The 18,963-nt window shown below is 35.1% G+C and carries 17 protein-coding genes; 4 read left to right on the forward strand and 13 right to left on the reverse strand.

Annotation, left to right across the window (positions count from 1 at the left end; translation table 11 throughout):
• Positions 1-26: 26 nt before the first annotated feature.
• Positions 27-809 (reverse strand): helix-turn-helix transcriptional regulator, encoded by a 783-nt coding sequence (locus GFU89_RS16360; RefSeq protein ID WP_318848149.1) that lies wholly within the window; start codon positions 807-809, stop codon positions 27-29.
• A 74-nt stretch (positions 810-883) separates the two neighbouring features.
• Here GFU89_RS16360 and GFU89_RS16365 point away from each other — a divergent pair, with 74 nt between their 5' ends.
• Positions 884-2,026: an MFS transporter gene (locus tag GFU89_RS16365; protein WP_318848150.1), complete on the forward strand. Its 1,143-nt coding sequence runs from the start codon at positions 884-886 to the stop codon at positions 2,024-2,026.
• Positions 2,027-2,116: 90 nt separating this feature from the next.
• Here GFU89_RS16365 and GFU89_RS16370 read toward each other — a convergent pair whose 3' ends face one another.
• From GFU89_RS16370 to rpsA, 4 genes are all read right to left on the reverse strand, one after another.
• On the reverse strand, positions 2,117-3,109 hold the full coding sequence (locus GFU89_RS16370; protein WP_318848151.1) for an alpha/beta hydrolase: 993 nt from the start codon (positions 3,107-3,109) through the stop codon (positions 2,117-2,119).
• Positions 3,110-3,189: 80 nt separating this feature from the next.
• On the reverse strand, positions 3,190-4,176 hold the full coding sequence (locus GFU89_RS16375) for an EamA family transporter (RefSeq protein ID WP_318848152.1): 987 nt from the start codon (positions 4,174-4,176) through the stop codon (positions 3,190-3,192).
• Between the two features lie 124 nt (positions 4,177-4,300).
• Positions 4,301-6,928: a T9SS-dependent M36 family metallopeptidase gene (locus GFU89_RS16380; protein ID WP_318848153.1), complete on the reverse strand. Its 2,628-nt coding sequence runs from the start codon at positions 6,926-6,928 to the stop codon at positions 4,301-4,303.
• Between the two features lie 387 nt (positions 6,929-7,315).
• A complete protein-coding gene (gene rpsA / locus GFU89_RS16385; RefSeq protein WP_318848154.1) occupies positions 7,316-9,106 on the reverse strand; it encodes a 30S ribosomal protein S1 in 1,791 nt (596 codons plus the stop codon).
• Positions 9,107-9,632: 526 nt separating this feature from the next.
• Here rpsA and GFU89_RS16390 point away from each other — a divergent pair.
• Entirely contained in the window at positions 9,633-10,940 is a 1,308-nt protein-coding gene (locus tag GFU89_RS16390; RefSeq protein ID WP_318848155.1) for a DEAD/DEAH box helicase, read from the forward strand.
• A gap of 194 nt (positions 10,941-11,134) precedes the next feature.
• Here GFU89_RS16390 and GFU89_RS16395 read toward each other — a convergent pair whose 3' ends face one another.
• Positions 11,135-12,028, reverse strand: coding sequence for an SMP-30/gluconolactonase/LRE family protein (locus GFU89_RS16395; protein WP_318848156.1), 894 nt, complete (start codon positions 12,026-12,028; stop codon positions 11,135-11,137).
• A gap of 257 nt (positions 12,029-12,285) precedes the next feature.
• Between GFU89_RS16395 and ccoG the strand changes: the two genes are divergently transcribed.
• Positions 12,286-13,728 carry a cytochrome c oxidase accessory protein CcoG gene (gene ccoG, locus GFU89_RS16400; protein WP_318848157.1) on the forward strand — a complete coding sequence of 481 codons (1,443 nt, stop codon included), beginning with the start codon at positions 12,286-12,288 and terminating at the stop codon, positions 13,726-13,728.
• A 184-nt stretch (positions 13,729-13,912) separates the two neighbouring features.
• Here the strand turns inward: ccoG and GFU89_RS16405 are convergent, their stop codons facing one another.
• Entirely contained in the window at positions 13,913-14,794 is an 882-nt protein-coding gene (locus GFU89_RS16405; RefSeq protein ID WP_318848158.1) for an AraC family transcriptional regulator, read from the reverse strand.
• Positions 14,795-15,000: 206 nt separating this feature from the next.
• On the opposite strand from GFU89_RS16405, the gene GFU89_RS16410 reads away from it, so the two are divergent.
• Positions 15,001-15,345 (forward strand): MerR family transcriptional regulator, encoded by a 345-nt coding sequence (locus GFU89_RS16410; RefSeq protein WP_047423629.1) that lies wholly within the window; start codon positions 15,001-15,003, stop codon positions 15,343-15,345.
• A gap of 657 nt (positions 15,346-16,002) precedes the next feature.
• Here GFU89_RS16410 and GFU89_RS16415 read toward each other — a convergent pair.
• The 6 genes from GFU89_RS16415 to GFU89_RS16440 all read right to left on the reverse strand — a co-directional run bounded on the left by GFU89_RS16415 (position 16,003) and on the right by GFU89_RS16440 (position 18,957).
• Complete coding sequence (locus GFU89_RS16415) at positions 16,003-16,464, reverse strand: hypothetical protein (protein WP_318848159.1); 462 nt, start codon at positions 16,462-16,464, stop codon at positions 16,003-16,005.
• Positions 16,439-16,795, reverse strand: coding sequence for a hypothetical protein (locus GFU89_RS16420; RefSeq protein ID WP_318848160.1), 357 nt, complete (start codon positions 16,793-16,795; stop codon positions 16,439-16,441). Before GFU89_RS16420 ends, GFU89_RS16415 begins: the two co-directional genes overlap by 26 nt.
• 259 nt (positions 16,796-17,054) lie before the next feature.
• Positions 17,055-17,288 carry a hypothetical protein gene (locus GFU89_RS16425; RefSeq protein WP_318848161.1) on the reverse strand — a complete coding sequence of 78 codons (234 nt, stop codon included), beginning with the start codon at positions 17,286-17,288 and terminating at the stop codon, positions 17,055-17,057.
• Positions 17,289-17,506: 218 nt separating this feature from the next.
• Positions 17,507-18,043, reverse strand: coding sequence for a hypothetical protein (locus tag GFU89_RS16430; protein WP_122546836.1), 537 nt, complete (start codon positions 18,041-18,043; stop codon positions 17,507-17,509).
• Between the two features lie 3 nt (positions 18,044-18,046).
• A complete protein-coding gene (locus tag GFU89_RS16435) occupies positions 18,047-18,745 on the reverse strand; it encodes a hypothetical protein (protein WP_318848162.1) in 699 nt (232 codons plus the stop codon).
• Positions 18,703-18,957, reverse strand: coding sequence for an RHS repeat-associated core domain-containing protein (locus GFU89_RS16440; RefSeq protein WP_318848163.1), 255 nt, complete (start codon positions 18,955-18,957; stop codon positions 18,703-18,705). Before GFU89_RS16440 ends, GFU89_RS16435 begins: the two co-directional genes overlap by 43 nt.
• Positions 18,958-18,963 lie beyond the last annotated feature (6 nt).

The following is an 18,963-nucleotide window of genomic DNA, read 5'->3' on the forward strand; positions in this document are numbered from 1 at the left end:
CCAAACGCTTTATCAACTGCAAAATATTACTCATGTTTTATGAGATACTGCAAAGGAGTTGAGCCTGTATGCTTTTTAAAAAATTCTATAAAAGCACTGTCTGACGAGAAATCTAAAATATAGGACACCTCTCCTATTGAATTACCTTCTACCAAAAGCTCAATCGATCTTTGTAACCGCCACTGCTGTCTCCATTCCTGATAAGACAGCCCTGTTTCTTTTTTAAAAATACGGCTGATTGTCTTCTCCACTGCTCCTATTTTTTCTGCAAGATCTTTCAACATTGGTGGCATAGCATATCGCAGAGTCCACTCTTCTGAAATTTTCTTAAAACGCCTGTCTTGTGGCATTGTAAGTTCCAGTTTTTCCTCTGGAGCACTGTTCATTTCATCCCAAAATACATTCATCAGGCTGGCCTGATCATTTTTGAGATCTGACCATTCCCAAAAGCAGATCCTTTCGATAATTTCTTTTAATAAAGGATTTACATGCAACACTCTAAGGCCGAGGCCCATATATTTTTCTGCATAACTTTTATCAAAATAAACTGATCTGTAAGCCACAATATTTCTGAAATTTACACGGTGAATCTCATTGGCAGGAATCCAGAGCATTCTGAAGGGAGGAAGTACCAACTGTCTGTCAGAGGTTGTGACCGTCATACAGCCAGATGGTGCATAAAGCAGCTGAGCCTTCGTTGTATGAAGATGAAAGCCGGAATCATGCATCACCATATCAGAAGCTATTCCAATTACTTTTTCCTGAATAGAATCCGCATCAAACTCTTCATTTTGCTTCAATACAGCCATATCTTATTTTTGATGTTTTTTGTATTTATATCATTATAAATATACATTGAAATTTTGGAAACTTTGCAGAAAAAATGAAAAAGACAAATCCTATCTGGCTGCTGACCGTACTTGTAATGCTTCCTCAGTTTGTAGAAACCATTTACAGCCCTGTTTTACCAATGGTACAGGAACAATTCGGAGTGAAAGAAGAATCTGTCGCCCTGACGATCAGTTTATATTTTATAGCATTTGCTCTGGGAGTAGCATTTTGGGGAGTACAATGTGACAGAATCGGAAGGAAAAAGGCTCTGGAATATGGACTTATCACTTATGGCATCGGAACTCTGACAGCTGTTTTTGCGCCCAGTTTTATGGTTCTTCTTAGCGCCAGGGTTATTTCTGCATTTGGAATCTCCGTGGGCTCTATCGTAACCCAAACTATTCTAAGAGACACTTATGATCAAGACAACATCAATAAAGTATTTTCCTGGATCGGAATTGGGTTATCCATAAGTCCTGTAATAGGAATGATCACAGGTTCAGTATTGGCCAGTTCTGTTGGTCATCAGGGCGTTTTCATAACATTATGCCTGCTCGGAGGGCTGTTTTTTATTCTTTCCCGGAAAAAAGTTTCAGAAACCCATCATTCGGTAAAGAAAATCAACATGGGTATTTTAGCAGGTTTATTAAAAAGGATGCTTTGTGATCAGGCGATCATAAAGTGCTGTTTACTGATTATGAGCTTTAATGTCTTACTGTTTTTATACTATTCACTGGCTCCATTTATCTTTAAAGACAATCATTATTCCTCTTATGTTTTTGGATACAGCAGTATTATATTGGCTTGCGGAACATTTGCAGGAGCAAAACTTAACAGATTTCTTTTATTGAGGAATATACAACCTAAACACTTAGTTGAAGCAGGTACATTTACTGCATTTATCGCTTCTATTTTCGTATGGATTCTAACAAATGAAGGAATATATTTCTTAATTCCCTATTTTTTTATTGTTATGGCATTCAGTATGGCAGTCCCAAATATTCTGAGTACTGCACTTATCAATTATAAAAACGAAACCGGAAGTGCCGGAGCTTTACTGGGATTGATCTATTATGTACTGATAGGTTTAGGTCTGATTAGTATTGGTTTTATACAGAATTTAGGGATTTCATGTGTTTTATTTTCAGGAATTGGAGTTTGTACTTTACTACTTATTGATCGCAAGAAGCAATAAATTTGAAACATTAAGTTTAATGAAATGATAAGGAAAGCAAAATAGCTTACTATTTTAATCGTTCAACAAAAACTTAATGTTTCAAGTATTCTATTGTATAAAATGATACAGGGCATCAAAAAATTGAGGATATACTTCTATGTGAGGAAGATGTCCTACATTTTCAATCTCTACAAGTTTTGAACCTGCAATTTCACGCTGAGTTTTCTTTCCTAATTCCTGATACTGCCCCATTTTCGGCTGAAGTTCCTTGGGAGCTCTATCTTTCCCGATAGCAGTTCTGTCTCTTGTTCCAATAATAAGAAGTGTGGGAACTTTTATATTTTTAAATTCATAGCATACCGGCTGATTGTAGATCATGTCCGAGGTAAGCGCTGCATCCCAGGCTACCTGAGGGTAATCTTTATGAAGCGTCCATCCTGCAATCAGATCAAGCCATGGCTGATATTCTTGTTTCCATTTGTTATCATAATAGAATTTCAGCTGATAGTTTTTATAGGTTTCCGCGGTATTTTTCAATTCGGACTGATATGCCTGATCAATGGTCTGGTAAGCTGCAAACGTTTTATAATCTTCAAGTCCTATTGGGTTTTCAAGAATCAGTTTCTGTGCTTTCTCCGGATACAGCAATGTAAATCTGGCCGCTACCATTCCTCCCATTGAATGCCCCAGGATTATTGCTTTATCAATTTTTAATTCATCTAAAACTGCTTTTGTATTTTCCGCCAGCTGTGAAAAAGAAAACTGATAAGCATGAGGTTTGGACGATTTTCCAAATCCGATCTGATCAGGAATCACTACTCTGAATCCTTTATCAGATAAATCTTTTGCTGTTTTCTCCCAATAGGCTCCATTGAAATTCTTTCCATGGAGAAGCATTATTGTTTTTCCATTTGGTTTTTGTGGCTGTACATCCATATAAGCCATTTTCAAATCTTCACCCTGAGATTTTAAATTGAGAAAATGAACTTCATAAGGATATTTATAGTCGGAAAGCATGGCATCCAGAGGTTTTACCTGTGAAAATATAAAACCAGACATCATCAGTGCAAAAGCAGCCGTTATATTTCTGAAATCTTTCATGAAACTTTATTTTAAAGATTAAAATTAAAAAAAACCGCTCCAAAAGGAACGGTTCAACTATTATTTTATTTAAATATTTTTTAAGACAATTCTGCCACTGAAACTTCTTTTACTTTTTTTGAAGGTAAATTCATCAAAACAATAGCAAAAAGAATCAGGGTAATTCCTATCCATTGGATTAAAAACACTTTCTCACCTAATAAAACAAAGGCCATCGTCACAGAAACCGGAAGTTCCAGTGATGAAACAATACTTCCCAGACCCAATCCTGCATTCGGAAATCCTATATTGAATAAAATCGGTGGAATAATGGTTCCAAAGAGAGCCAGTACAAATCCGTACGTCAGGAATATTGAATAATTAAATGAATGAATATGTTCTGTATTTTCTGTGAAATTCAAGTACAATGATTTTAAACCATCAAAATACATAGGTCCTATCTGAGCAAAAAATAAAAATGCAAAAACCACCACAGAACCACCAGCCAGCATAATAATACTTTTTCTGAAAACCGGAAGATGGGTAGCCAGCGTATTGGAAGTAAACATTGTCAGGGTATACGAAGCAGCCGCCATCAATCCCCAGAAGACTCCATGCCAGTCCAGCTCAATTTCCATATTGATAAGATTTGTTGCCAGGACTGTTCCCAACAATACGATAACCACAGAAATTACTTTTCTTGCATTGGGCAGTTTTTTTGAAATAATACTTTCCACTACCACGCTGAACCAGACGGACTGCATCAATAGTACAATAGCAATGGAAACATTGATATATTGTACCGCAATATAATAGAATAAACTTGTCCCTCCCAGAGAAGTTCCTGCAAGCAATAACATTCTTACTTCTTTAGAATTGGGCAGCGATAACTTTTGTTTTGAGGTTAGGGTCTGAATAAGATTAAGGATCAAAAGTCCTATTAAACCTAATACGAACTGGGAAGTAGTCACTTCCGAAGTGGTGAAACCATCATGGTAAGCCATTTTCACAAAAGTGGCCAACATACCGTATATACTAGCTCCAATCCCTACAAATAAAACACCTTTTAGTATATTTTTCTTCTTCATAATTTTTTTTACAGCCTGCAAAGTTACGACATATAAATTAAACCAATCTAAAGTGTTATCATGATAGATAAACAAAATCGCCACAAGCAAGCTTGTGGCGATTTTAAAATTGATTATAAATAAATTATTTTTTAACCATTACTTTTGAAGCTGCTTCGAAACCTAATCCTTTGATTTTAACCATATAAGTTCCGTTTACCAAATTGTTTGTAGAAATTGCTTTCTTAGCATCTGGTGAGATTTTATCTTCAGAAGAAACCAGTTTACCAGACATATCATAAAGTTCTACGCTTACTTTTCCAAGGGTATTGCTTGGGAAGTTGATATAAAACTCATCTTTAGCCGGATTTGGATAGATAGAAATATTATTATTTTTATCACCATTCACTTCATTGGTAGCTAATAAACACTGTTCTGGTACATTAAAGTCCTGAACCTGATCATTAATATTATTCTTCACTCCTGCAGAAGCATTCACTCCTAAACCTCTTCTTGCGAAAACGCCCCAGATCATACATTTGTCAACACCTCCAGTTGTTGCCAGCTCTGCTGCTAATATTGCATTTCTTCCATCAATAAAGCTAGGGTTACATGTCTGAAGTTTCAAAGCATCTGTTACCAGTTGTAATACTTTTGTACTTCCGTTAGGAGTTGTGGATAATACATCTGAAGAATATCCATATTTTTCAACATATTTCCAGTGAAGATCCCATAGCATAGTAGCCCAAACGAAACCAATAGAGTGTACATCCGGAACAACTGCTGATCCGTTATTGTATTCCATCCCATTGGTATCTCCATATGTAAATCCGTTAACAGAAAGGCTTGTTGAATATTTTGCAGGTCTAATACCTCCTCCTGTTATCGCCTGACCTAATGCATAAGTACCTGTACCTCTTGCTACAGTAGCATTATCTCCAGCTTTATTAGTCAACATTAAGGCGAAGAAATCAGACCATCCTTCTCCCATCTGTTCTCTACTCACTCCTGCATTCAGACAGTTATATCCTGTACCTGTCATTCTGTTGGATATTCCGTGACCATATTCATGAGTTACAATTCCGTTATCAAAACTTCCATCAGGAGTCATATTTCCTTTTAAGGTAACATTTACAGTAGTACTTGCTGCCATCTGAGTTTTGATATATTCTCCCTCTGCATTGGTAATAAGTACCGAAGGAATTGTAATTGTTGGATCATTACCTGCCATATTACCTATAGTAGCTCCATTCACTGCGTTGTTATAAACAATCGCTGCTTTAGCTCCGGCATCCTGAAGGTTTTTCACTTTAACAGCAAAAGAACATGTTCCTCTTTCAACCAGTCCTATTTTCTCAGTCAATGAACTTGCAGGCAAAGCTGTACAACCATCCAAAACTGATGAAAGCGCTACATCACCTGTTATTCCGCCCATAGGTAACGGAGCGCCAAACTGAGCAGTTCCAGCTCCCGGTGTACGGGAAACAGCAGCCGTTGGTGCGTTATAGTAGAATACTCTTCCTACCGGAGACCAAAGGTACATCTGCATTTTACCATTATAACCATCCTGTCCTGAAGAGAAATTCGCATTATTTAATCCGCTTCCATCCTGAGCTTCTGCATATACAGAATCATCATCTCCTCCTACAGGTCCATTACCAAAATTGTTCTGCTGGAAGTTTCTGGCAGATTCTGTAAATCCGAATTTATAGAAAACATCATGAATTCTATTATTCAGATAAAATAAATTCGTAATAGCAGCATTTCTGTTGTTTAACGGAGTTTCATTGATATTAAAAGGGAAATCAAAATTTCTTGTAGCCCCACCGTCTGCCGGAGCTCCTGTAAGATAATCAGGCGCTGTTAAAGCTGTTCCTGCAGCATCTTCGTAGGCAAAAACATTATTTCCTCTTGTAACAGTATAATGAGTAGTACCGTCAGAATGCCATCCTTCAGGAGAAGCACTCAGGATCCAAGGATTCGTAATGATTGATCTTGAACCAAAAGTAGGCGCTTCAATTGGCAATGGAAATACATTATAGGATGCATTATCCGGTAAAAGTAACGGAATATTATTCTGTGCTACATTATTTTGAGGCCCCATTAGGGTATTTTCAAAATGATCAGCATGGCTGTACTCAGCATCTGAGCTATAAGCATCATGATGGAAATTACAGGATAAAGTCAGGTTGTTTTTTAACAGGATATTTCCATTGTTGGCATCTACTAAAATATTCCAGTAATTCGGAGTCTTTGGTTCCGTTAAGGTATATTCATAGGCTAAACGCAAGTTTCCGTTCTCGTCATTGGTATATACCAGTCTTTGATTGGCTGATGTGGCTTTTTTTTGAGTCTTTTCAAGATATTCAAGAATCGTAAAATTTGCAATATCAGGGTTTTTCAGATCTTCAGCAATCTTTTGAAGAGCCATGTTTTTATTAATTGCAGCTGTACCAGATGTAGATGCAGTATAGTCTTTTACAAAATTATCTGTATAATAAACAATTTTACTGTCCTTGATCAATGCTGTTCCTACAGAGCTGTAAATTGGTAAACCATTATACGTCTGTAAAAATTTCACAACATTACCATTTAAGGATTTTGAAGGATCTACAATATCAACAATGATATTATTAAGATCAGACTTTTTATATTCTCTTATTTTATTTTGAGAAATATAATCCTTAATCAGTTTTTCATTATCCTGTCCGAATAATATAGTCGGAAATGCAGAAAACACTGCAAATAAAAGGGGTAGAGCTCTATTTTTCATATCCATTATTAAAGCCGCTAATCTACAAATAATTCACATAACTTTAATATTTTTTTTATTAAAAATCAAAATATAAATGAATACATTAAAAATCATCAAATCAATGTCATTTTGCATATTTCTCAATAAGGAGAACCTCATCACAAGTTTATGCCTACCACATTATATTTAACGTATTTTTAAATCTTTACAATTTAATTATTTCATCAAATAAGTCACACATCAATGGATATTTTTAATGATTATTGATCTCTATTTTTTTTGAAAAAATTTTGATTTCTGATGATATATTATTGTTTCTTTATCAAGTTTTACATTTTATTTATTGTATTTACATAAAAAAAGCCGCTCAAACGAGCGGCTCCTTATATATCAATGGTTCAAAGATTATTTACCTTCTTCCATTTTTCTTTTCAACTCTGCTAATGCATCGATGTCTCCAAGAGTAGATCTTTCTTCGTTGTTTGAAGAAGAAGATACGTTTCTAGAAGAAGATTCTTTAACGTTTTTCTTTTCTTCGTCTCTGAAGATACCTGTGTGAGATACTACTACTCTCTTGAATTCTTTGTTGAATTCGATTACTTTGAATTGAGCATCTTCACCTTTTTTGATTTTAGATCCATCTTCTTTCTCTAATAATCTTGAAGGACAGAATGCTTCTACTTCAGCATCTTCGAATTGAACAGAAGCTCCTTTATCGTGAACTTCTACAGCTTTACCAGCGTGGATAGTTCCTTCAGCATATTTAGTTTCGAATTTATCCCATGGGTTTTCAGTCAATTGCTTGTGACCTAGAGATAATCTTCTAGCTTGGATATCTAATTCAAGAACTACAACATCTAATTTATCACCTACTGCACAGAATTCAGATGGGTGCTTGATTTTCTTAGTCCAAGAAAGATCAGAGATGTAGATTAATCCGTCGATACCTTCTTCTAACTCTACGAATACACCAAAGTTAGTAAAGTTTCTTACAGTTCCTACATGCTTAGATCCTAATGGATACTTAGTTTCGATATTTTCCCATGGATCTTTAGACAATTGCTTGATACCAAGAGAGATTTTTCTGTCTTCTCTATCTAAAGTTAATACTTCAGCTTCTACTTCATCACCTACTTTTACGAAATCTCCAGCAGATCTTAAGTGAGTAGACCAAGACATTTCAGAAACGTGGATTAATCCTTCTACACCTGGAGCAATTTCTACAAATGCACCATAGTCAGCAAGAACTACTACTTTTCCTTTTACTTTATCTCCAACTTTCATGTCAGCAGAAAGAGCATCCCAAGGATGAGCTTCTAATTGCTTCATACCTAATTGGATTCTTGTTTTCTCATCATCAAAATCAAGGATTACAACTTTTACAGTCTGTCCGTCCTCTAGGATTTCAGATGGGTGGTTCACTCTAGACCAAGAAAGGTCTGTAATGTGGATCAATCCATCAACACCTCCTAAGTCAATGAATACACCGTAAGAAGTAATATTCTTAACAGTACCTTCAAGAACCTGACCTTTTTCAAGCTGAGCGATGATTTCTTTTTTCTGACCTTCGATATCTGCTTCGATCAATGCTTTGTGAGATACAACTACGTTTTTGAACTCAGGGTTGATTTTCACAACTTTGAACTCCATAGTTTTTCCTACGAACTGATCGTAATCTTTAATTGGCTTAACGTCAATTTGAGAACCAGGTAAGAATGCTTCGATTCCGTGAACGTCAACGATCATACCACCTTTAGTTCTTGATTTAACAAAACCGTTAACGATTTCTCCAGTTTCGTGAAGTTCGTTTACTTTATCCCAAGCTTTAAGCGTTCTAGCTTTTCTGTGAGATAATTGTAACTGACCAGTTTTGTCTTCTCTCTTGTCAACCATTACTTCTACCTCATCACCTACTTTCAGGCCTTGGTTGTAACGGAATTCGTTAAGAGAAATAACACCTTCAGATTTGAAGTTGATGTCTACGATAGCTTCTTTGTCAGTTAATCTTACTACTCTACCAACTAAAACGTCATTATCGTTTAGGCTGTTAAGAGATCCGTTGTAGATTTCTTCTAAATCGCTTTTTTCTTTTCTCGCATCTGCATCAAGACCTGATTCGAAAGAATCCCAATCAAATTGTTCTGGTGCTACGTTTTGGTTTAATAAAACCTCTGCTGAATTTGTCTCTTTTGACATTTTCTAATAAAATTTGTATTCCTTCTTTTTTAATGGCTTGAATAAATGTGGATCTAAAAAATACGGAAGTAATTAGTTTATAATAATTTACTCATCAAACCTTTCACACAAAAAGTGGGTGCAAAGATAGGAATTTTATTTGAGACAAGCAATACTTTTATCTTTACACATATTCTCATTAAATAACTGAATATCAATATTTAATAATTAAAGATTAAAGGATTTAAAAATTGAAAGATTAAGTGGTTCAGAAAAATCCAGGTTATTTTTTGATATTAAAAATAGAGAATAAGAACTGGAGTACAATTTATAATAAAGATGCTTCGCTACGCTTTGCACTGTTCAGAATGACACTGTGAAGAACAGATGGCAATCAAACTATAAATAACCCATTTATGAATAGTGAATTTTGCTTTGCAAGTAAATAGAGAATGAATACGGTTTGAAAAATTGACAAGTGAAGCGAATTGACTATTCACCATTTACCGTTTGTAAAATCTACTGTCTATTTCACTACCTTTGCACCATGGAACTACAATCAATCTATCAAAAACTGCAGATTCAGGATATGAATCAGATGCAGAAATCTACTTATACTGCGTCTGAAAACAATACAGACATTGTTTTACTCTCTCCTACAGGATCTGGAAAGACTCTTGCTTTTCTATTTCCGGTTCTCCGGAATCTGAAAAAAAATGTTCAGGGAGTTCAGGCATTAATATTGGTTCCGGCCAGAGAATTGGCTTTACAGATTGAGCAGGTTTTTAAAGCTATGGGAACAGATTTTAAAGTATCTGCTTGTTATGGTGGACATGATAAAAAAATTGAGGCCAACAACTTAATTGAAGCTCCTGCAGTTTTGATAGGAACTCCGGGAAGGGTTGCTTACCATGTGAGAAATAATAATTTTGATCCGACAACGATTAAAACACTCGTTCTTGATGAATTCGACAAAGCGCTGGAGCTAGGTTTTCATGAAGATATGGAATTTATTGCAGGTTCATTAAAAGGTCTTTCACAAAGAATTTTAACTTCAGCTACAACGATGGATGAAATTCCAACGTTTACCGGTTTAAAGAATGAAAAAACCATTGACTTTTTAAAACTAAGTGAAGTAAAACCAGATATCCAATTACGAAAAGTAATGACAATTTCTGAGGAAAAACTGGATACTTTATTTAATTTAATCTGTAAGATAGGCAATAAAAGGACTCTTATTTTCTGTAACCACCGTGAGGCTGTTGATAGAATCTCAGAACTTCTTCATCAGATGGGAATCGACAGAGAAACCTTCCATGGCGGTATGGAACAGGATGAAAGAGAACGTGCATTGTTGAAATTCAGAAATGATTCCGCAAGAATTCTTATTACTACGGATCTTGCTGCCCGTGGACTTGATGTTCCGGAGGTAGAATCTATTGTACATTATCAGCTTCCTCCAAAAGAAGATGCTTTTATCCACAGAAACGGACGTACTGCAAGGATGAATGCCAAAGGTTTTGTATACCTCATTATGACAGAGGAAGAAAACTTCCCATTCATTAAAAACAATACTCCTGAAGAAAGTGTCACTGGATTTACTAAAGTGCCGGAAAAAACACCTTTCCAGACTATTTATATCAGCGCAGGAAAAAAAGATAAGGTCAACAAAGTGGATGTTGTAGGCTATCTCATCAAAAAAGGAGAACTTCAGAAGGAAGATATCGGTTTGATTGAAGTAAAGGATACCACTTCTTATGTTGCTGTTTCCAGAAGTAAAGTAAATGCTGTTTTAAGAAAGCTTCAGAATGAAAAACTGAAGGGGAAAAAGGTAAAAATGGAAGTTGCTTACTAACTTTACAACTTCATTCTAAAATTTATAAACCACAAAAGCTTCAATATTTAAAGAAAAAGTAATTAACCGTCTGAGAATTCCCCTCCTCCGGAGGGGTGGCGAAAATTCAGAGAATTTTTGACGGGGTAATTTCAACAATACAATAAAAGAGCTCTGAAATTTCAGAGCTCTTTTATTTATATAAACATTGAATGCTATTTTATTCCTCTTACTCTGGTAGGAAATGTATATACAGATTTTGAAGCAGTAATAAATAGAATATCATTATTTTTTCCACCAAAAGTTACATTGGAGGTCCATTTTTCAGGAATAGGAATATGGTAAATTTTCTTTCCGGAACGGTTAAAAACATGTACCCCATCTCCTGTCAAATAAAGATTTCCATGCTTGTCCAGCTCCATTCCGTCTGATCCCATTTCACAGAAAAGTCTTTTTTCAGAAAGTTTTCCTTCGCCCAGTATGTCATATACATACGTTTTCCCGGCATCAATATCAGAAAGGTATAATTTTTTCAGTTTTTCGCTGCCTACAATTCCATTCGGCTGAGTAAATGTATCCAATTTGGTAACTTTCCCTGCTTTATCTCTGTAGTAAAGGCTTTTATGTGGAAGTTCCTGTTTAAAACCTATCCAATAATCTCTTTCGTATAATGGGTCTGTAAAATACATTCCTCCGATTTCATCATTCCAGACATCATTAGGGCCATTCAGTCTTTTTCCTTCAAAACCTCTAAGCAGGACTTCTACTTTTTTGTCTTTGGAAATTTTCCAGATTTCTCCCTGATCATCTGAGCAGGTAATTAAATATCCGTCTTTGTCAAAGTGCGTTCCGTTGGCCCTTCCCGTCTTGTCTAAGAATTCTATTACCTTATTGCTTTTCCAATCCCAATAATAGATCTTATCATTGGGTTGATCGGTAAAGTAAACATTCCCTTCTTTATCTGCTGATGGCCCTTCTGTGAAACTGAACGTATCTGAAACCATTTCCGGTTTTACTCCCTCATAAAACATTTTACTATAATTTACTGATTGACAGTTTACCAATGCGAAAACCAAACCAATCATGCCTATTTTAAATATATTCTTCATACTTCATTTTTAGACCTGCAATTTACAATATGACTTACAGGTTTCAAAATATTTTCTCATTTTGATATAATAAAAACCAAGAACACAAAATGTCCTAATTGTCCTATTTTTGAAGTAGATCCTATTAGTAATAAGAGGATATAATCCGGAGCTTTGCAGTAACAGGATCGATCACTTTTTTCAATGATAAAATCAATTCAAAAAACAGGATGGATCCGGATGAAAATAGTACCAATATACTTTTATAGCATACAACAATGAGCGCAGAGTCCAACAATATCAAGTCTTTGGAAATTGAAAATGAAGATTTCAGAAATTCAGTGGGAACAATGGATGAAACCGGAAAAAGGAAGTGGATATTCCCCAGAAAACCTAAAGGAAAATACACCAACTACAGGAATTACACCAGCTATCTTCTTCTTGCTATATTTTTCGGACTGCCTTTTGTAAAGATCAACAATAATCCTTTTCTGCTCATCAATGTCATCGACAGGAAATTCTTTATCCTTGGGCAGCCTTTTTACCTGCAGGACTTTTTTATCCTTGCTTTGGGAGCGGTAACTTCTGTTATTTTTGTGATGCTATTTACTGTAGTTTTCGGAAGAATATTCTGTGGCTGGCTTTGTCCTCAAACTCTTTTTATGGAAATGGTTTTCCGTAAAATAGAATTCTGGATTGAAGGAGACCGAAACAAACAGATGAAACTCGACAGACAGGAATGGGATGCTGAAAAAATCCGAAAAAGACTGACAAAATGGTCTGTTTTTATTTTGATTTCGCTGGTCATCTCTACTTTCATGTTTATGTATATTGTAGGCTATGAGCAGGTTTTCCAGATCATGCTGGAAGGACCTTCAGAACATCCTTTGAAGTTTATTACGATGATCTTTTTCACGATGACTTTCTATTTTGTTTTTGCATGGCTTCGTGAGCAGGTATGTACTCTGGTTTGTCCTTACGGAAGACTTCAGGGAGTTCTAATTGATAAACAGACAATCAACGTATATTATGATTTTAAAAGAGGGGAAGGCCGTTCAAAATGGAGAAATAATGAAGATAGAAAAGCGGCTGGTAAAGGAGATTGTATAGATTGTAATCAATGCGTTGTTGTCTGTCCTACGGGAATTGACATCAGAAACGGGCAACAATTGGAATGCGTTAACTGTACCGCCTGTATTGATGCCTGTGATGAAGTGATGGAAAAAGTAGGTCTACCTAAAGGACTGGTTCGTTATGCTACAGAATCAGAAATAGAAAACCGCGAAAAGTTCAGATTTACTCCGAGAATGAAAGCGACGACCATTATCCTGGCATTGCTGATTGGATTTCTTGGATTTTTAATGTACGACCGAGGTTCTATGGAAGCGAAATTCATCAAACCGGCAGGCTCTACATTCTTCGTTAAAAATGGTAAAATTACCAATACCTTTATTTATACGCTTCTGAATAAATCTAATGAGAAAAAGACTTTAAGTATCAAAGTTATCACTCCATCAAATGCTGAAATCACGTATTTTGGTTCTGAAAAAATCATCTTGAAAGGAGACCAAATCTTGAAAGGAAACATCAATATCTCCTTCCCTGAAGATGAGATTAAGTTTTCAAAACAAAATATGATCATCGGAGTTTTTGATGAGGAAGGAAAACTGATAGATTCTTTTGAAACAACTTTTGAAGGGCCGTTTAAGTTAGCTCTTTAGGAGCAGATGGTAGGTTGCAGGCAGTAGGGACTAGGGAAAATACTCTGTGAAATATTGATAGAGGTTTTATTATATCAATGGTGAATTTTGCTTCGCAAGTGAATAGTGAATCTTAACAGAGAACTAAGATATCAGAACTGACAACCTTAAACCTTAAACCTTAAACATTGAACTATCAACTAAATTAAGCCTTATATTTCCTCATAAACTGAGTGGGAGTCATTCCGGAGCTTTTCCGGAATACTCTTACAAAGTAGGAATATTCTTCATATCCTAATCTAAAAGCAATTTCAACCAGGCTTTCGTCCAGATACATCAACATTCTTTTGGCTTCCAGTACCACTCTTTCTGTAATAACATCAGTAGCTGTTTTTTGAACAACAGTCTGTACAATTCTATTCAGATGTTTGGAGGAAATCCCTAATAAAGAAGCATAATGGGTAATCGATTTATGTTCTGCAAAATGCTGTTCAATCAGATTTTCAAAATCCTGATAATGTTTAAAATAGGAAAGTCCGGCGGCAGAATCCTGTGTATCAAAGTCTCTTGAAAATAGCCGGGTGGAATTAATAAAGATCTGGGACATCAATGACAAAATAAGCCCTTCTTTCATTATATTTTTAGCCTGATGTTCTTCTCCCAATTCCTGAAATAAACTAATATTCTTCTTCAATTCCAAAGCATCCAGTTGAAGCTTTCTAGGAAAAGACACAGATCCAAAAAAGGGAAAATTCCTCAGTTTCTGATTTACATAATGCATTTCATAAAATTCCTGAGAACAAAAGAAAATATAACCTTCTATATCTTCTGAAAGCTCCCAACTGTGAATCTGTCCGGGTGAAAGAAAGAAAAGGCTTCCCTCAGAAACATCATATTTTTGAAAATCGATTTCATGCACTCCTACTCCTTTGGTGAAAAGAACAGCAGCATAAAAATCATGTCTGTGTGGCTTTTCTATATGACGATGTCCTACCACCAAATGATTCTTCATTGTGTTAAAATAAAAATCTGAAGTATTTTTACCTGCCTGAAAAAGATCGATATGAAGAACAGAGATAGGATTCATCACTTATATTTATATGCTTTGTAAGGATTCACAAATTTAGACAAAAAAAAGACCAGTAATACCGATCTTTCTTATCTGTTACAAACTAATGTATGTTATTTTATGATAAGTTTACTGTTGTATAATGAAAGTCAGACCCTACTTTTTCCAATATATTTGGATACAACTTTAAAAAATTTTTATCTTTGAGGTTTAGGAGTCGTAAAATGAAAATAAATTTAGCTGATAAACTGTATTATTCTATAGGAGAAGTGGCAAAAGCATTCGATGTAAACACTTCATTAATACGTTACTGGGAACAGGAATTCCCTATTATCAAGCCTAAAAAAAACAGGAAAGGCAACCGATATTTCACTCCTGAAGATATCAAAAACCTTCAGATGATCTACCATCTGGTAAAAGAAAAAGGATATACCCTGGACGGAGCCCGCATCGCCCTGACCACAAACAGTAAAATCTCCGAAACTATCACTCTTATTGACCGACTGGAGTTTGTAAAAGCTGAGCTTATTAAGCTGAAAGAGTCTTTGGGAGAAAGGGATGGTGAATAGATTTTGTACAATATATTAAAAACCGCTGCATTTACTGCAGCGGTTTTTGTTTATACTGTCTGCTACCCGTCAAATCTAGGTAAGCTTCCAGGAGGAAAAGCCTTTTTCTATAGCTATGGAAAGCCTGGCAGGCTATTAATAAAAAACATGACCATTAACGGCTTTACTTTTTATACCCCCTTACCCAAGGGGATAGAGGGGGTTCATTAACGGTCTCCAGCCTTGATAAGTGGGTAAAAGGGCTTATAGAACGGTCTGGAGATCGTTAATGAAATAGTTGGAGACTGTTTCGAAGGGGTTCTAGCCACTTGATAAAGGGACTCGAGAGACTTACTATAGTGGTTAGAGGTACTTTCTAGGTGGCTGTAGGTTGTTTATAAAGTGATTCACAGTATTTTGATAAAGATATACAAGGAGTTTTGTTTTATTCGTGGACACGAGCGAAACGCTCGCGCCAGCGGGGAGGATTCAGGCTCTCAAAATTAAAAATATTGCTGCTCTTTAGTTCTGTTTCCATATACAAAACAGAACATTAGACAACACAAAACCCACTACAATGCAGTGGGTTTTATTTTTATTTAGCCAGCTCAAAGTTGGGAGACTTTGCGCAGCGGGGGGGTATGTCTCATCTGCTTAAGTTCATAACTCTGCAGGTACTTATTTACACTTTGCAGATACAGTGTCTATGTACAAACCACTCTTATGAAAATCTACTACGTATGGTTCTTCTGATCTACAATACTTTTTTCTGTATTTTTTTTTATCCAGATTGTAAATTTTTATTATTAGAAAAGAGGTATCTTTAAATAAATCCATTTTAAGAGGTATAATATAACTATAACGCTTAATTGGGTCTTCCTTATTACCATATGCATCAAATCGTAGTATCATATTTTCTTTGAAAATATCACTAACAATATCAATTTCTTTTCCAGGAGAATAAGTAAACTCATATTTATCCGATGAAGTTTTATTATAAAATTCTAAGCCAATTGGGCTTGTGATGATTTCATTATTTATAAAAATTATTAAATTGACTTTTTGACTGTAAGCTATTACTGACACAAAAGATGACAGTAAAATTATAATCTTATTAAGGTTTAACTTGACCATTTTCATAACTAGATAATATTTTATTAACTACTGGTAAACCGATTCTCATAGTCTCATTAGCATTGCGATCATAAAATATAGCTCCTTGTTTATTATAAGGATCTTGAACTGTACCATCAGAATTAACCGTCACAGCATTTCTTTCTAAATTACCTGCAATAATATTAGTATTACGGTTGGCAAAATCTGCCTTATCACCTGAAGAAGGTTCCGTTGCTACAAAAGTATAGGTTTTTCCATTCTCAAAAATTGTTTTGGTTGGGTGTGTATGCAATACAATATCTGAATTTGGTTGAGTTCCTATACCATGCTGCACCGCTACGTCAATTGGACTCACTGTTCCAGTTCCTTGATTAGTTGCTGCTTTCCCTCCAGTTGTAAATGTTGTTCTATTACCTGCTAAATCAATATCTGCTCTTACTTAACATTATCAGGGCTTATGATATGATTAGACTTCCCAGCAGTTAATTTCAAAGCTGTGGAAATTGCATTTAGACTTGCTACTCCTCCAATTATTTCTTGCTTTGAAGATGTTAAATAATTACTTTTATCTCCCTGACTTATATATACTTTTTTATCATTTTTCCCGTCACTACCTAAATACTTTCAGTTGAATATTTAGACGAATACAATATATTCTCAATAGTTCCACTAACCATAGGATTTAGATAATGATAATAACCATCAATCCCATTTGTTCTTTTACGAAAATCCTTATCAATACTGTCAATATCATCATTTCTCAAAGGATTTTCCCAACCAATGAGTTTTAGAAAATCTACTACAACATTTTCTCCGACCTCTCCAATACGTTTTGAATATTCTCCCATCTTTTTGCAATAATATGTTTTTATTAAAATATTTGAAAAACCAATTCTATAATCAATAAAAACCAATTAGAAGACTTCGTAATATAATATTACAGCAAAAATCAAGGCATAATCCTCCTGTATGTTTAAATTGTTTAAGAGTTTGGTTATTAGATTATAAATATATAAAAGTTTCCAAGATACCACAAATAAAGCCACCGAATTTGGTGGCTTTTCTCTTAGTTATGAGCAGTTTCTAAATTATATATATCTCCGCCCTCTTTTGTACACGGTACAAATATTTGTTTAGGAATACTGTCTTTCAAACTGATTTTGGTAGCCTGGTTACAATTTTCATTGTTATATTTAAAAATCAATTCCTTGTTATCAATGCTGTTAGGTACTGCAGAAGCAGAACCTAAATTATAAAAACCTAACAACTTATTGTGAGAATTATAAATATACACTTGCCCGTTTCCTCTCTTTGAATCCTCATAAATACCTGTATAATGAACAGAGTTTAAAATTTTTAGAGTGTCTTTTTTAGAGGTAATAATATTCCCTAAATATTTGACTACTTGTTCATCAATATCTTTTCCTTTTTTTGTGAATCCAAAATCTTGATTAATAGTGTTTTGTTCTAAAACTAATAATCTACAACGTTCATAGTAGTCTAACTTTGTTTCAGCAATTTTATTTTTATCATTTTTGTGTAAATCTGATTTATTACAGCTTGTTAATGAAATTATAATTAAACTTAAAAAAAATCTTTTCATATTTTAATAATCTGAGGGTTTAGGTTTTTTAGACTCTTGTTGCATTTGTAAAACACTTTTTTGATAACCTGCAGTTCCACCACCATTATATGCTTCTACAGCTTTTGCCCATCCTTGAAATTTATAGGTAACTTTTCCTGTTTTATCAACCGAAACTCCACCTTTGAATCCTTTGGTAGCTAATACTCTTGTTCCTGCATACAAAGAGTTCGTTTCACTTGTTTTTTCACCTTTAGTTAATTGATAGCTACTCTTCATTTTAGACCAGTCTCCGGGAACGTTAGCCTGCATAATATCTGTAATACCTGTTGTTCCCGCATTCGATTCCTGAACAGTAACAGCTTTAACTAAAGTAGGGTCTAAATCAGGAATATCTTTTGTGGCTTCAGTTGGAATAGGATTACCTCCTTCAGTTACCAAATTTAGTTGCCCTGAATTTTTAGCCTGATTAAAGTAACCCGTTCTTGCTGCAATTTGATAATCATTTTCCTGATAAGCTGCACCAGATACATCTTCATTAGATTGTGGTCTGTGTTGAATTGTGTTAGGCATAGGAACTGATTTCCAACCTGCAGTACTTTGGGCAGGATTACTACTTGCATTTGTTGATGCTTGTATATATGTTTTGAATTGAGTATCATTTTTAATACGATGAACCTCTACACCACGATTATTAATAAATACAATATCATTTGGTGCCATTCCGTCAGGGTCAACAAATCGAATAGGATTGTTAAGGCTATAATTATATGGTGACCAAGCGGGGAACTCAGCCCCTTAGGGTCGATTACACCCCAACGTCCAATGTCTGCCATATAGAACCTTGCGCCGTAGTCATACATACCCGTTTCCTGCAGTTCTTTGCCGTTGTACTTGTAACTATAATATCCTCCAAAATTAGAAGTACTAAGCATCCCTTC

It is taken from the genome of Chryseobacterium sp. JV558, from assembly GCF_033712365.1.
Lineage (GTDB): Bacteria > Bacteroidota > Bacteroidia > Flavobacteriales > Weeksellaceae > Chryseobacterium.

Excerpts from the sequence above, each read along its gene's own strand:
- GFU89_RS16360 (WP_318848149.1), bottom strand. The coding sequence starts at position 809 with ATGGCTGTATTGAAGCAAAATGAAGAGTTTGATGCGGATTCTATTCAG.
- GFU89_RS16365 (WP_318848150.1), top strand. The coding sequence starts at position 884 with ATGAAAAAGACAAATCCTATCTGGCTGCTGACCGTACTTGTAATGCTT.
- GFU89_RS16370 (WP_318848151.1), bottom strand. The coding sequence starts at position 3,109 with ATGAAAGATTTCAGAAATATAACGGCTGCTTTTGCACTGATGATGTCT.
- GFU89_RS16375 (WP_318848152.1), bottom strand. The coding sequence starts at position 4,176 with ATGAAGAAGAAAAATATACTAAAAGGTGTTTTATTTGTAGGGATTGGA.
- GFU89_RS16380 (WP_318848153.1), bottom strand. The coding sequence starts at position 6,928 with ATGAAAAATAGAGCTCTACCCCTTTTATTTGCAGTGTTTTCTGCATTT.
- rpsA (WP_318848154.1), bottom strand. The coding sequence starts at position 9,106 with ATGTCAAAAGAGACAAATTCAGCAGAGGTTTTATTAAACCAAAACGTA.
- GFU89_RS16390 (WP_318848155.1), top strand. The coding sequence starts at position 9,633 with ATGGAACTACAATCAATCTATCAAAAACTGCAGATTCAGGATATGAAT.
- GFU89_RS16395 (WP_318848156.1), bottom strand. The coding sequence starts at position 12,028 with ATGAAGAATATATTTAAAATAGGCATGATTGGTTTGGTTTTCGCATTG.
- ccoG (WP_318848157.1), top strand. The coding sequence starts at position 12,286 with ATGAGCGCAGAGTCCAACAATATCAAGTCTTTGGAAATTGAAAATGAA.
- GFU89_RS16405 (WP_318848158.1), bottom strand. The coding sequence starts at position 14,794 with ATGAATCCTATCTCTGTTCTTCATATCGATCTTTTTCAGGCAGGTAAA.
- GFU89_RS16410 (WP_047423629.1), top strand. The coding sequence starts at position 15,001 with ATGAAAATAAATTTAGCTGATAAACTGTATTATTCTATAGGAGAAGTG.
- GFU89_RS16415 (WP_318848159.1), bottom strand. The coding sequence starts at position 16,464 with ATGAAAATGGTCAAGTTAAACCTTAATAAGATTATAATTTTACTGTCA.
- GFU89_RS16425 (WP_318848161.1), bottom strand. The coding sequence starts at position 17,288 with ATGGGAGAATATTCAAAACGTATTGGAGAGGTCGGAGAAAATGTTGTA.
- GFU89_RS16430 (WP_122546836.1), bottom strand. The coding sequence starts at position 18,043 with ATGAAAAGATTTTTTTTAAGTTTAATTATAATTTCATTAACAAGCTGT.
- GFU89_RS16435 (WP_318848162.1), bottom strand. The coding sequence starts at position 18,745 with ATGGCACCAAATGATATTGTATTTATTAATAATCGTGGTGTAGAGGTT.
- GFU89_RS16440 (WP_318848163.1), bottom strand. The coding sequence starts at position 18,957 with ATGCTTAGTACTTCTAATTTTGGAGGATATTATAGTTACAAGTACAAC.